The organism is Bilophila sp. T19-St14 (assembly GCF_059728385.1).
On record NZ_BAAGFT010000002.1, the window covers coordinates 707,130 to 721,291 of the forward strand.

The following is a 14,162-nucleotide window of genomic DNA, read 5'->3' on the forward strand; positions in this document are numbered from 1 at the left end:
ATGGCACAGCAATCGAAATGCCGGAAAAAGACGGAGGCGCGCCGGGAGGCCATCCTCGACGCCGCGCTGGAGGAATTTGCCGCCAAGGGGTACGCCGGGGCGCGCATGGAAGACATCGCCCGGCGTGCCGGGGTCGCCAAGGGCACGCTGTACCTGCATTTTGGGGATAAGGAGGGGCTGTTCAACGGCCTCACGGAATCGGCGTTCGCACCCATGCACGAGCTGGCTCAGGAGATCCTTGAAGATAAGGCCCTGACCCTGCGCGAAAAGCTGATCCGCTTCTGCGGGCCGATGCTGGATGAGCAAGGCTGTTCGCGGACGGCGCGGATTATCAGGCTGGTATGGGCCGAGGGGCTGCACAACCCCAAGCTCGTCACCCCGTTCTACCACGGCCTGATCGTCCCGCTCCTCGAACTGCATCGGGAAAACCTGCGCCTCGCCGCGCATGAGCACCCCCACCCGGCGCTCCAACAGTTCCCGCAGCTTCTCGTTTCCCCGATCATGCAGGGGCTGCTCTGGCAGGGGATGTTCAGGGACAAGGCCCCGCTCGACGTAAAGGAGCTGTATATCGCCTATCTCGACATCATCCTGCCGGAAAAATAAGGGCGGCCTCATGCGGGCGGGCGGTTGTTGTCCATAACGTGGCGGATATGCACGCCATTGAAAAGCGCCCTCTCTGGGCCGTGGCCCTACGCGCGGTGGGCCGCTGTGCGGGGGGCGTCCGAGCGCGGCGTGAGCCGGCGGGCTTCTCCGTGGGCTGTCGGCTTTGCCCCGCTCGAAACGGGTTTCGCCCCCGGTGCGGCCCATCCGCACGAGGGTGCTGGCATTGATTTCAAATTTATTACCTTCGTTACGCGTGTGGCCCATCCGCGCGAGGGATAGCACGGGATCGCGGCCCGTGGCCCCGATCTGTTGGTGCAGCCCCTTCGGGCAAAGAATGTTGAGCAACGCGCGGGGGCTTCGGGCATGACCGGACGCGGCCCCTCCGGGCGGGAGGGTCCATAACGTGGCGGATATACGCGCTACTGAAAAGCGGACTCTCTGGGCCCGCAGCCCACGCATGGTGGGCCGCCGTGCGGCCTTCTACGCGATGTTTAGTAAGTAAATTCGGTAGGTCACACCAGAAACGCGGCAGGGCGTTTGGGCGGCATCCCTTTTTCCGCCGCCGCCAGCTTTGAAAGCCAACAAATTGTAGATCTCTAACAGACTATCATGTATTTATAAGCAAGTAATTCCCATTATGGGGGCGGCTACGCTTTTCCCCGGTTGCGCCGGAAGTCTTTCGCGGAATAGACAGCGGCCCCTCCCCTCAGTACCTTCTGGCCCCAAGGCCCACCCGGTTTCAAGACAGGTGGGCTTTGTTTTTCTTGCAACAATGGACGTTGATTGTTTTTTCCTGTGGCGCGTTACAAGCGCCCGCAGAGGGCCGCGTATGTTTTACGGCTTTGAGGCAAGGGTTCCGCTGTTTTTCATGGTATAAAACGGCATAAAATTAACATAATAAAAAATGATTATGTGATATATTTCTGTGGCATCAACAAGCGCCCGCGAACTGCCCGCCGCCCCTCCATGTGATGCCCCACCCCGTCCCCCGCCGTCCGGCCCTCTGTCCCAACCGGGTGGTAATCGGTACCCTGTGCGGAGCCGGGAATGGGCACGCCCCCGAAACAGGGGCCGCATCGCAGAGTATGCGGAAGGCTTTCCCAAAACATACAAGCCGCCAAAGCCATCTCATGCTGTGCCGCAGGATTGCGGAAGGAACACCGGAGGCCGCCCTCTGCCTCCTAATGCCTCCGCTCCCTGCGCCCGCCGTCCGCCGGGCACTTTCCGCACGGACGGGGATTGCAGGGAACCAGCAGGAACCCCGGACGTAAAGCCGAAGCACTTCCCGTACGGGCGGGAGCGCTGTCCTGATCGGCGCAGTCGTCGGATTCCTTGACGGCACCTCCCGCATGGGCACGGCCTTTCCCGCATAGGCGGGGCTCGCTACGCCGCAGGCGGAACCCCGATGGGGCCATGACGCACCCGGTACGGGTGGGGATCGCGATCCCATATAATTTTATAGGGATATACCGATGCCGGGCCGCTGCCGCCGAAAAACGGCGGCCCCAAAACATCCCCCGCGCCTTTTCCGGCCGTCTCCATGTTTTCTCATAACACGGTATTCTTCCTCGCAATAAATCGTTATTCCTCCCCAAGCACTGATTGCAACGGGCCGGAATATCCTTTAGAAAAGGGTAGGCCGCGCATTGAGAAAAGCGGCCTGCCCCATCCATCGGATCCTGATGCCGCGTACCGCGCTAGGTCAGGGGCTGAGGGTGCCCGCCGCCGGTTCCGCCGTGCGGCTGATCCCCGGTTCTCCGGGGCCAGCGTCCCGCCGTTTTTCCGATCAGCCTGCCGGGGCTTCCCGCAACAAGTTCTGAGGAACGCCTTTTCCCCTTTGAAAACGAGAGCATCACAGTGAAGCGTCCCGTGTTCCCCGCCGAGAAACGGGAACCTTGCAGGGACCGTCCCCCAAGAGAGTTTCCTTTGAAGATCATGATACCGTCTTTTCCTCCCCCGCTCCGGCCCGTCCTGCTGGCTGTGCTCCTCCTCGCGCTGCTGTCCGCGGGCTTCCCGGCGCGCGGCGGGGCCGAGGAAACCCTCCGCATCGGCGTGGAAGACGATTATGCGCCCTTTTCCTTTCCCATAGAAGGCGGACAGGCCGGGTTCGACCCCGAAGTCGCTGAGGCGCTGTGCAAAGCCATGCGCCGTTCCTGCACGATCAAGCCGCTGCCCTTCGGCACCCTGTTCGAGAAGATGCGCGGGGGCGAGCTTGACCTGATCGTCGCCGGGCTTGCCCAAAACGAACAGCGGCAGGCGTACATGGATTTCACCAACAGCTACTACCATTCCCGTTCCATCTATCTGGGGCTTCCGAACAGCGTGGACATCAGCCCCGAAGGGCTGAAGGGGAAGCGCATCGGCGTCCAGGAGCATACGCAGCAGGAGATTTTCCTCCAGAGGCACTGGGCCGACGTGGTTGAGCTTATCCGTTTCCCCACCTATGAGCAGCTCCTTGAAGCCTTCTGCGCCGGGGGGCTGGACGCCATCCTCGTGGATGGGCTGTCCGGGTATGAATTCCTCCAGAGCGAGCGCGGGCAGCCTTTCGCCATACTGGATGACCCCCTCCCGCCGGACGCAGACCTCGCCTATGCCCACATCGGCGTCAGGAAAGGCGAGCCCGAATTGGTGGACGCCCTCAACGAAGCCATCGTCCATATCAAACTGAACGGCGATTACGACCGCATCGTGCGCAAATATTTCCCCTTCAGCATTTATTGAGCGCGTCCATGCATTCCAAGCCTTCACGAAACGCGGAACCGGGAAGAAAGCGGCAGATCGGCATCAACCTTTTCCCCGTCATCGTCTCAGCACCCCTGATGGCGCTGCTGGCCTTCGTCTCCTTCATCTTCATCAGTGACCTTCAGCGGATCAAAAACCTGGCGCTCTCCACCAGCAACAGCCATCTGCCGCAAGTCCTCGCCAAGCAGCAGATGCTCCTCAACGTCGAAAACATGCGCCGCAGCATTGCGCTGGTGTACAGCTCCTCAGACCCCACCATCAGCCGGAACGCGGGCATTACCGCCCAAGCCCTGATCGCGGAGTCCGTCTTTGAGGAAACGTCGCTGGATTTCTCCAGCAAAATGAATGAAATCAAACCCCAGCTCCTCCGCCTCATCGAGCTGAAGCAGCAAAACCATCAGGCCGAGGATCGGCTTCATGACGGGGAAATCTCTTTTTCAAACGTGCTCGGCCGGCTGTTCATCCGAAGCGGGATAGAATACGGCTATCCTCTCAGGCACAGCGCGCGGCATCTAGGCAAGGAGTTCGCAAGCGGCACGGCCAACAGGCAGGGCCTGCAGGAAAGCCTGCGCCCGCTGATGGGCATGTGCGCCAAGGCGGAACGGGCGGAGCCCCCTGACCAGCCGCTGCTCAAGGACTGCGCGGAATTCCGGGCGGGCTGGGAAGGCATCGCCTCCAGTTGGGCGCAGCTCGCGCACGGGCAGGCGGAAGCCAAAGAACTCTGGGGCACCCTTGACGGCAAGCTGCGCGAACTCAGCGACGCCGTTTCGACCCACGAGGCCGAATGGATTTACCGGAGCATGTCCCACATCAACGAGGAAGTTTCACGCATCGAGGAACTCTTCCCGATCATGGGGGCCGCGGTGTTCGCCGGGCTGCTTGCCACGCTGCTGCTCATCCACCTTCAGATCCTCCGCCCCCTGTCCCTGCTCTCCCAGGCGCTGCGCACCATCCGTTCCGGGCGCCCCATATCGGAGCTCCCCCGCGTGCGCATCCGGGAATTGCAGGACGTGCTCGACGTTTTGCCGGACATCAGCCGCCATATGGACGAACTGAATACCCGTTCCGGGCAGCTCGCGCAGGAGCGGGATCAGTATGCCGACCTCAGCTTCCGGGATGCGCTGACCGGCGTGTACAACCGCCGGGCGCTTGAGGAGACGATGGAACGCATCCCGGCGCGCACGCCGCTCGCCCTGCTGATGCTCGACCTCGACTTTTTCAAGAACTACAACGACCGGTTTGGGCATCAGGCCGGGGACGCCGCCCTCAAAGCCGTGGCGCAGGCCACGCAGAAGGCGCTCCTGCGGAATTCCGACAGGATATTCCGGTACGGCGGCGAAGAGTTCACCACCATCCTGGCCGGGGGCGGGCAGTATTCGGCCATGACCGTGGCTCAGCGCATTTTGGAGGAAGTGGCCGCGCTGAACCTTCCCCATCCCGATTCCCAGACGGGCAGGCTCACCGTCAGCATCGGCATCGCGCACCGCCCGTCCGGGGACGATCAGGACATCTGCGAAGTGCTGGCCCACGCGGATCAGGCGCTCTATAAAGCCAAGACGTCCGGCAGAAACCGGATCGCCCTTTTCGGGGAGTGAGCCCTTCCGATCCCGGCAGGCCCGCATCGGCCCGGATCAGCGGGGATCGGCGGGGCTATTGGGCACCATCGGCCCCGCCCGTGCGCACGGTTTCGGAAGCCCCCATTGCTTCCTTGAGCTCCTTGGACACCCTGAGCTTGATCGTCTTGCGCGGGGGAATGGGCACAGACTACCCCTCTCGGCGGCGTATTCAGGAAGGCATCCATTCCCAATCTTTTTCCTCCCTATCAAGATGAGGGGCACACTGTGGAACCTCCTTCCCATCTATGTGCGAATCACGGTGAGGCGGGGCATCCGATAAAACACCCCCCTGTTCAGGCGAACCTCCAGCCAACCTCTATCCAGCATGCCTCTATGATGATGTGGATACGCGCCGCACACTTGCCCCCTAAAAGAAAGACTCTGCTATAGTATGTGGTTGTTTCACCTCCACAGTGCGGTGAAAATACAGCCTTTTTCTCCGGTTTTCCCCTTGGCGGGATCTACGGCTAAGACATTTTATCGGTTAATCCTTTGGAACTTCAGGGAAAAAAGCATCAACCATTTTCTATGACACAGCCAAAGAAAAGCCCCGGAAAAAATTCCGTGGCGCTGCTGGGGAAGGTGCGGGGGCAGGAGCCCCTGTTTCAAAGCGCTTGGGCATATACGGCACAGGGGATGTCCGGGAGCGGGCTTTACAGCACATCGGGGGTGCGGAAGGGCTCCGTCAGATACGGCGGAGGCCCAAACCGGGCAGGCTGAATTTTTTCAGGCCGCCGCACGGATGGGCGAAGGCCCGCGGCAAGGCCCCATACGGCGCGGGGGTGCGGCACGGGTGGGGATGGGACGAAAAAGTAATGTATCCTTGCGGGGAAATGCGGTACTAGCGTGAAGGGCCGGGGCATGTGACGGGCGGGCGCGCTCAGGAAAACCATGTCCCTGCGACCTTGACAAAGGAATTCTAAATGGTAATGAATTTCGTATTCAATTAGTGGGGCACGGCGGCATGCCGTGCGGGGACGCCAACAAAAACCAAAGGAGATCATTATGTCGCTGATCAATAAGGAAGTAAGCGAATTCAGCGTTCAGGCTTTTCAGGACAACGCCTTCAAGACCGTGACCAAGGCCGATATCCTTGGGAAATGGGCCGTGTTTTTCTTCTATCCGGCGGACTTTACGTTCGTGTGCCCCACCGAGCTTGAGGATCTCGCCGAAAAATATGAAGATTTCAAGTCCATTGGATGCGAGGTCTATTCGGTTTCGTGCGACAGCCATTTCGTCCACAAGGCGTGGCACGATGCCTCGAAGACCATACAGAAAATCAAATACCCCATGCTCGCGGATCCCACCGGCGCGCTGGCCAGGGATTTCGACGTGATGATCGAATCGGAAGGCATGGCCGAACGGGGCAGCTTCATCATCAACCCCGAAGGCCGCATCGTGGCTTACGAGGTCATCGCCGGGAACGTGGGCCGCAACGCAGACGAACTGTTCCGCCGGGTGCAGGCTTCCCAGTTCGTGGCCTCGCACGGCGATCAGGTATGCCCCGCCAAGTGGCGGCCCGGCGCGGAAACCCTGAAGCCCAGCCTCGACCTCGTGGGCCTGCTGTAATGGACGCCGCCCGGACTGCGGATCTGTACGACGCCGTGGTGGTGGGGGCGGCCCGGCAGGGCTTGCCGCCGCCCTCTACCTTGCCCGCGCCCGGTACAGGGTGCTTGTCGTGGAGAAGGACGCCTTCGGCGGGCAGATAGCCCTCACCGCCGAAGTGGTGAATTATCCCGGCGTGGAAAGGATTGACGGCCATTTGCTCACCGAGGCGATGCGCCGTCAGGCCCGGCATTTCGGCGCGGAGTTCCTGCTGGCCGAAGCGCAGGGGATCGACGTGGACGGGGATTTCCGCATCGTGCGCACGAGCCGGGGGGCTTTCCGGTGCTTCGCCGTGCTGCTCTCCACCGGGGCCCATCCCCGCAAGGTGGGCTTTGAAGGCGAGGAGGCGTTCCGGGGCCGGGGCGTGGCCTACTGCGCCACATGCGACGGCGGGTTCTTTACGGGCAGGGACGTGTTTGTGGTGGGCGGCGGGTTCGCCGCCGCCGAGGAAGCCATGTACCTCACCCGCTACGCCCGCTCCGTGACCATGCTCGTGCGCCGGGGCACGCTGTCCTGCGCCGAAAGCATCGCCGAACAGGTGCTGGCCCACGAATCCGTCCGGGTGCGCTTCAATACCGTCCTGGAAGCGGTGGAAGGCGACACGGCCCTGCGCCGCGCCGTGTTCCGCGACACCGTGACCGGGCGGCAGGAAACGTATGCGCCGCCTGAGGGCGAGAGCTTCGGGGTATTCGTCTTCGCCGGGTACGAACCGGCCTCGCGGCTTGCCGAAGGGCTTGCGGAACTGACCGAGCGGGGCAATATCGTTACCGACAGGGAACAACGGACGCGGACGGAAGGGATCTACGCCGCCGGGGACGTGTGCGACAAGCGGCTGTGCCAAGTGGTCACCGCCGTCTCGGACGGGGCCGTTGCCGCCACCGCCATCGAACGCTATGCGGCGGACATGCAGCGCAGGACGGGGCTGCGCCCGCAGCGCCCGGAGGCCGCCGATACGGGGTACAATGGGGCGGCCCCGCGCGGGCCGCATCCGCAAGGCCCGGCAGCCGCGGCTTCCGGCGCCCCGAAAGCCCCTTCGGGAAATGCCCGCGGTGCAGGGGACGGGTTCCTAACGGCTGAGCAGCGGGAACAGCTTGCGGGCGTCTTCGCCCGGATGGAAAGCCCGCTCACCCTGAAGGCGGAACCGGACGGACGCCCGGTTTCGGAAGATCTGCGCCGGATGCTCCTGGAGCTCGCGGCGTTGACGGATAAGCTGACCGTGGAGTGGACGCCGCCGTCTGACGGGCCGGAACGCCCCTGCGTGCGGTTTTTTCGGGCGGACGGGAGCGATACCGGCATTGCCTTCCACGGCGTCCCCGGCGGGCATGAGTTCAATTCGTTCATCGTGGGCCTGTACAACGCGGCGGGCCCCGGCCAGAGCATCGATCCGGCCCTTGCCGAGGCCATCGCCGCCATCGGCAGGCCCCTGGAACTGCAAATCGTGGTTTCCCTGACCTGCACCATGTGCCCGGAACTGGTGATGGCGGCGCAAAAAATTGCCGCCTCAAACCCGCTGGTGACAGCCAAGGCCTACGATGTGAACCTCTTCCCGGAACTGCGGGAACGGTACAAGATCATGAGCGTGCCTTGCCTCATCATCAACAAGACGAAGGTGGCGTTCGGCAAAAAGACGCTCGCCCAACTGCTGGAATTGCTGGCGGAACCGGAGGCCGGGCACGCCGGGTGATTTCCATGTGCCCGGAACTGGCGATGGCGGCGTAGAAAATCGCCGCCTCAAACCCGCTGGTGACAGCCAAGGCCTACGATGTGAACCTCTTCCCGGAACTGCGGGAACGGTACAAGATCATGAGCGTGCCTTGCCTCATCATCAACAAGGCGAAGGCGGCGTTCGGCAAGAAGACGCTCGCCCAACTGCCGGAATTGCTGACGGAACCGGAGGCCGGGCACGCCGGGTGATTTCCATAGGCTGTGTCATAGAAAATGGTTGATGTTTTTTCCTTGAAGTTTCAAAGGAATAACCAGCAAAACGCTTTAGCCATAGGTTCCGCCAAGGGGAAAACTGGAGAAAAAGGCTGTATTTTACCACACTGTTGGATGAAACAACCGCATACTATGACAGAGCCTTTCCATAAGCGAACCTAGGGCTGTTTTGGGGAAGGAGGCTGAAAAGTTCCCCTTCCCCAAAACAGCGGGCACGCCCCTTTCTCCCCCCCTCTCCTCCTCCTTCATGCTTGCCAGCCTTTTCTTTTGGCTCTGTCATAGTACATGGCTGTTTTGTTTCAGTAATATACTGAAACTATATGCTTTTTCAAATTTTCCGCTGGTGGGCTCTGTGATTGGGGGATTTTATTGGTTATTCCTTTGGAATTTCAAGGAAAAAAGCATCAACCGTTTTCTATGACACAGCCTTTCTTTTCAAGGCTGCGCACATTGCCCTGTGCTTTTCCGGCACAGGGTTTTCTTTCATGAAATTTTCTTTTGGGTAACATGGCGGGGCAGATGCCGACAGTCCCTCTCCTCAAAGGCTTTGGCTTCCGGCAAGCCAGCAGCAACGGTTCCCTGCGGCCTTTTTGCAGAGCCCTGCTTGCCGCCGGGGAAATGGACATTGCGGCCTTTTAGGGAAGGCCGTGCCATAGAAAACGGTCGATACTTTATTTCTTGAAATTCCAAAGGAATAACCAATAAAATGGTCCGAATCATGGAACCCATCAGCGAAAATTAAAAAAACTGTATTTTCAGCATATTGCGGATATAAAACAACCAGATGCTCTAACAGAACCTTAGAAAAAGAAGGCCCCCCGCTAGGCGGCTTTCCAAAACGCGTATTGCGTATGGGCGAAGCGTGATGCGAGGAACGCGCGCCGCACAAACCGAGACATAGAATTTTTTTAGGCTGTGCCATAGAAAATGGCTGATGCCTTTTTCCTTGAAGTTCCAAGGGAATAATCAACAAAATGCCTCAGCTATGAGTCTGCCAAAGGGAAAATTGGAGAAAAAGGCCGTATGTTCACCGTGCTGTGAAGATGAGGCAACCACATACCATGACAGGGCCTTTTTTATTATGTCAGTGTCAATTTTATTCCTTCATAATGACAACAAACTACATATAATAAGCAAAAATGGACGCTCACAATTTCCCGTCTCTTTGACCTATACAATGGACGCTCAGAATGTCCGTCCATATGCGTTGAAAAGACCGTTCCAGAAGAAACGGTTGCCGATTTATTTCTTGAAGTTCCAAATAAATGACCAATGATATGCCTCTGAAGCCCCACCGGGAAAGCGGGAGAAAAAGGCCGTATTTTCATCATACTCTGGGGATGAAACAACCGTATGTACTGACGGGATCTATAAAAAATGGCTCTGTCATAGTATGCGGTTGTTTCATCCCACAGTGTGGTGAAAATACAGTCTATTTCTCCAGTTTTCCCCTTGGCGGAACCTATGGCTAAGGCATTTTGCTGGTTATTCCTTTGAAACTTCAAGGAAAAAAGCATCAACCATTTTCTATGACACAGCCTAAAAAATTCCTGTCAGAGTGGACGCTCACACTTTCCTGTCTCTTTATCCTATCTAAATGGACGCTCAGAATATCCCCTTTAAGCGGACGCTCATATCGCACACATAAAATGGACATCCATAAAAGGGCGGGATGTCCCCCCTGCCCATCCGAGGCTGCTTTGCCGGGAAGAGCCCATATCACCTTGCGATTCATGCCCTCCCCGCCCATCCGGGGCTGCCCATAGTGCGAAGAATGGATTTGCTTTTCCTATAATTGCCATCCGGGGCTGCCACCCTCAAATCCCGGAGGCAGCGGGTTCCCTCCGGTATGGCGGCCCTTCCCTTTTCGGAAGGCGCAGCACCGCTGCCGCAAGGCGGTTCATGAAAAAAGACGCCGCATCCCTCAAGGGGACACGGCGTCCGCAAGCGTTTTGCGGCCTCCCGGATCGTCGGCTCAGAGGATGTCGCTGAACTTCGCCAGAAAGTCGCGGGTGAAGAAGCCGCTCTGAACCTTCTCTTCGAACCTGGCCTTCGCGCTGAGCTTATGCCGGGCATACGTTTCCATGACGCTCGGCGCGGCCCAGTCATCCACGACACGGCCACCCTTCGCAAGTTCCGTGGCGTAGGCCTTGGCTTCCCTGAGCCGGTCCACGGCGGCATCCACGGCTTCGTCGTCCATGCAGGGGGCGAGCATGGCCCGGTAGTCCGTTTCATCAAGGGCCATGAGCTTGTCGAACGTGTCGCGGTCGATGAGCGCCGGCTTGAACAGCTGGTTGAAGCCGAACACCTGGCACGCCGTATACAACAGGCCTGGGGGGATGGTCGAGAGGTCGATGCGTCCGTCAGCCGGTACGGCGTATCTGTGTCCCTCCAGCAGTTTCAGGAATTTCTTCTGGTACTGGGTGGGGTTGCTCAGGTCAACGACGGTCATGCCCCTCTTGAGGGTTCCGAAGCTGGCGTCGTTGTCGATGCCCGTGATCTTCACGGCCCCGGTTTGCGGGTTGATGTCCACAAGGTAGTTGTTGCCGTGGCGATCCACCTGCCCGGAGAGGACGTCGGCCCACTCCAGCCTGGAAAGTTCGCGCATCAGGTTGGCGCGCATGGCATCGAGCTTCCCGTTGGAGCGCAGGACGTGGCAGGCTTCCCGGAAATTGAGCTCCCTGCCGTCGGGCATCCGGCAGCAGGGCTTGCCGCGCAGGACATCGTAGAAGGTCTTGCCGGGGGCGGCCTCCATGAACAGGCCAAGCTGCCCGTCATGGCTGCCGATGCTTGAGCGGGCGATGGCCCCGCCGCAGCCGATGGCGTCCGCCGCACGGGAGGCCGCCACGTTGAGCTGCATGGTGCGCGCGCCGTCGCGGTAGCCGAGGCCGCCCGCGGCCAACCCGTCGAGGCCGCGCCGTGCGCCCACCTCAGGCTTGAAGACAAGCCTCATGTCTTCGCCGTCCCTGCCCCGGTAGGTACACAGATGCACGGTATTGGCCGCGCCCTGCCCCAGCTTGCGGGAACCCTTCAGGATGGCGTCGCCCGCCCGGAGCTCAAGCTGGTCGGTCATGATGCCGCGCAGGGAGGCTTCGAGGACGGTATTGATGTCCACATGGTGATCCAGCGCGGCCTGGATGTATTCGCCCCGCGCCTGCGGGTTGGCCCCCGTCGAGCGCAACATCCCGACGGCCTCCATGATCTCGGCAGTGAAGATCTCGTTGCGCGTGATCAGGGGCGTGCTCCCGATCTGGGCCGCGAGCCTTTCCACCTCAGGGGGCATGAACACCAAGCCGCTTTGCTCCACGCTCCGGCGCAGTTTATCCGCCATGCCGGGCAGGATCCGCTCCCCGCAGAATTTCAGGTAGTAGCTCTCGATCTCCTCTGTAGTCATTCTGGGCTCCTTCGCGATTTCCATCATGGTCAGGAGCGTACCGCAGGCCCGGCGGGTGTCCGGGATCTGAAGGATGTCCATGGCCTCCCTCATCTCGTGCTCCAGCTGTTCAGGCGAGAGCTCCCCGGCGTCGAAGCGGGCCATGAGCTCGCCGACCCTGGCGTTGTAGCGGGCAAGCCCCACGGAAAGCTGCGTGCCGAGGCCGTTGGGCAGGATCGAAGCCTCGTGGAACAGGGAGGGATCCACAAGCGGCAGGATCGCGCGTATGGCGGATCTGACGCCCGCTTTGGGGTCGGCGGCGGCAAGGGCGTCCAGCCGCTCGGCGGAGCGGGCAAGCATGGCCTCGGCGGGTGCGAACAGGGAGCGGTCGGGGATGAGGACCGGGCCGCTGTCGGGGGCGGGGGCCGGATCGCCGTCCGGGAGGGGGCCGCCCTCAGGGGCCACGCCTCCGCCGGGAGTGGGGGCGCCTTCCTGGGCTATCCCTTCGTCGGGGGCGGGGGCGGCATCGGGGTTGATGGCCGCGTCGATGCGCCCGCGCAGGGTTTCGAGATCGTCGCGCAGCCGGGCTATCGTATCTTGAAATACATCAAGCGGCATCTGCCCCTTGCGGGCTTCCAGCGCGTCGATTTTTCCGAAAAGCCGCGCCGCATCAGCCCTGAACGCCCCGGCGACGCCGCCGCTGCCGTGCATGAAGTGCGCCATGTCCTGCATGGCTTTCCCCGCCGTGGGCGCCTGGGGCTCAGCAACGCCGGGGGCCACCTCCTGCTGCCGGTTGGCGGGCATAGCCATGAGCTGCATGGTGGCCGCAAAATTCAGCGCCTCTGAAGCCCGGAACTGGGTGGCCTGCGCCAGCGAGTCAAGCAGGGCGGCCCGAACACCGCTGGCCTTTTGGAATGCGGCAATCTGGGAATACAGCTTGTTCTGCGCATCGACGAAGCCTTTCAGCGCCTTGAACGCGGCATCGGGAAGCGGGTTGCCGCGGAAGTCCCCGATGGGGATGCCGCGCAACTTCGCCGCCGCCGCATCGCAGGCTTTGGCGGCATCCAGCATGGCGGAGTGAATGCTGAAGCCGCCGTGGAAGAGCTTGGGGCGGGGGATTTCGGCTTTCAGGGCTTCGTACAGATCCCCGCCGATGCCCCGCAGCCCGCCGGAGCGGTCAAGGGCCGTGTCCAGCATCCGGCGCAGCCGCGGCTCGGCCTGGACGAGATCCGCATCGGACGGGTTTCCGGGGGCCGGGGCCTCGTCCCGTGCGGCGTTGGGGGCGACTGGGTTTTGCCGCCCGGCGTCTTCGACGTCCGCATGGGGATCGATGCCGAGGGGCGTGCCGGGCGTCGTGGAGAAAATCGTGGAGCTCATAGGTGGCCTCCGTGCGCTAGACGCGCATCCAGTTGACGTTGGGGATGCCGGCAGGCCCGGAATCGAAGCCCTGCATCAGATCCAGCAGGGCATCCAGCCCTTCGCCCTGCTGCCGTACCTCGCCCTCCGAGGTGTCCAGGCGCCATGCGCAGCGCTCGGCGTCAAGGACGACGCTCAGCACGCCCGACCGGGGCAGGCAGGCTTGGCAGGCCTCGATAAAACGGCACGCCGCCTCAAGGGACAGGCGTTCCGCTTCGGGGTCGCCCCACGCACGCCCCCACGGGAGCGACAGCCCAAGGCGCAGGCGTCCCGCATCCAGCAGGTAGCGGAACTGCCAACTTTGGAGCCCCCTGCCCACAAGCCCGCAGCCGAGATAGCGGACGGGGCCTTCCCCGATGCCCTGCGGCGCTCCGGGGCCGCCAAACAAGGCGTCCAGCTCCTCAAGGTAAAGCCCGGCAAGCCCGGAGAGCTCCCGCCCGTCCGTGGCGAAAAACCATTCGTCGATCTGTTCCAGTTCGTTGATGGCCTCCAGAGGCAGGGGGGGCAACGGCAGGCCGTTGTCTTCAAGCATCCCCGCAAACCCTTCCGGCAGCCGCAATTCCCGTACGGTCGCATCCATTGTCCGACTCCTTCGTCATGCCGCAAAACGGCGGGACATGCCGCACGGGGCCGCCAACGGCGTTGCCGGTTTCCCCGCGCGGGTGCTTCATGCAAAAGGCCCAAGCAAAATCCGTGCTCAGGGAAGTCTAACCAGCAGGGGCTGTTCCCGCAACACCTTCCCCGGATGCCGTGGTCCCGCCACGGGGCGGCGGGATCCGCTCCTGCTTCGGCACGTTCCCCGGATACGTGGGATTCCTCATAGACAATTGCTACATCTATGGAAAGGGTATGTTCCCCGGACGCAGGGA

At 61.4% G+C, this 14,162-nt stretch carries 11 protein-coding genes; 7 read left to right on the forward strand and 4 right to left on the reverse strand.

Annotated elements, in window-relative coordinates; all coding sequences use genetic code 11:
- Positions 1-603: a TetR/AcrR family transcriptional regulator gene (locus tag AC6I1V_RS17500; protein WP_308771683.1), complete on the forward strand. Its 603-nt coding sequence runs from the start codon at positions 1-3 to the stop codon at positions 601-603.
- 1,181 nt (positions 604-1,784) lie between these two features.
- On the opposite strand, the gene AC6I1V_RS17505 is transcribed toward AC6I1V_RS17500, so the two are convergent.
- Positions 1,785-2,117, reverse strand: coding sequence for a hypothetical protein (locus tag AC6I1V_RS17505; RefSeq protein ID WP_497737286.1), 333 nt, complete (start codon positions 2,115-2,117; stop codon positions 1,785-1,787).
- A gap of 168 nt (positions 2,118-2,285) precedes the next feature.
- On the opposite strand from AC6I1V_RS17505, the gene AC6I1V_RS17510 reads away from it, so the two are divergent.
- The 6 genes from AC6I1V_RS17510 to AC6I1V_RS17535 all read left to right on the forward strand — a co-directional run bounded on the left by AC6I1V_RS17510 (position 2,286) and on the right by AC6I1V_RS17535 (position 8,480).
- Positions 2,286-2,423, forward strand: coding sequence for a hypothetical protein (locus AC6I1V_RS17510; protein ID WP_486854908.1), 138 nt, complete (start codon positions 2,286-2,288; stop codon positions 2,421-2,423).
- 115 nt (positions 2,424-2,538) lie between these two features.
- A complete protein-coding gene (locus AC6I1V_RS17515) occupies positions 2,539-3,324 on the forward strand; it encodes a substrate-binding periplasmic protein (protein ID WP_486854909.1) in 786 nt (261 codons plus the stop codon).
- Positions 3,325-3,332: 8 nt separating this feature from the next.
- Complete coding sequence (locus tag AC6I1V_RS17520) at positions 3,333-4,940, forward strand: GGDEF domain-containing protein (RefSeq protein ID WP_486854910.1); 1,608 nt, start codon at positions 3,333-3,335, stop codon at positions 4,938-4,940.
- Positions 4,941-5,966: 1,026 nt separating this feature from the next.
- Complete coding sequence (ahpC, locus tag AC6I1V_RS17525) at positions 5,967-6,530, forward strand: alkyl hydroperoxide reductase subunit C (RefSeq protein WP_308772284.1); 564 nt, start codon at positions 5,967-5,969, stop codon at positions 6,528-6,530.
- A gap of 100 nt (positions 6,531-6,630) precedes the next feature.
- Positions 6,631-8,250 (forward strand): FAD-dependent oxidoreductase, encoded by a 1,620-nt coding sequence (locus tag AC6I1V_RS17530; RefSeq protein WP_497737287.1) that lies wholly within the window; start codon positions 6,631-6,633, stop codon positions 8,248-8,250.
- 38 nt (positions 8,251-8,288) lie between these two features.
- Entirely contained in the window at positions 8,289-8,480 is a 192-nt protein-coding gene (locus AC6I1V_RS17535) for a thioredoxin family protein (RefSeq protein ID WP_486854993.1), read from the forward strand.
- Positions 8,481-8,987: 507 nt separating this feature from the next.
- Here the strand turns inward: AC6I1V_RS17535 and AC6I1V_RS17540 are convergent.
- The 3 genes from AC6I1V_RS17540 to AC6I1V_RS17550 all read right to left on the reverse strand — a co-directional run bounded on the left by AC6I1V_RS17540 (position 8,988) and on the right by AC6I1V_RS17550 (position 13,873).
- Positions 8,988-9,224: a hypothetical protein gene (locus AC6I1V_RS17540; RefSeq protein WP_486854991.1), complete on the reverse strand. Its 237-nt coding sequence runs from the start codon at positions 9,222-9,224 to the stop codon at positions 8,988-8,990.
- Between the two features lie 1,255 nt (positions 9,225-10,479).
- Positions 10,480-13,254, reverse strand: coding sequence for a hypothetical protein (locus AC6I1V_RS17545; protein WP_497737288.1), 2,775 nt, complete (start codon positions 13,252-13,254; stop codon positions 10,480-10,482).
- A gap of 16 nt (positions 13,255-13,270) precedes the next feature.
- The gene (locus AC6I1V_RS17550; protein WP_486854799.1) at positions 13,271-13,873 is read right to left on the reverse strand and encodes a hypothetical protein; all 603 of its coding nucleotides are present in this window, start codon (positions 13,871-13,873) and stop codon (positions 13,271-13,273) included.
- Positions 13,874-14,162: the final 289 nt, after the last annotated feature.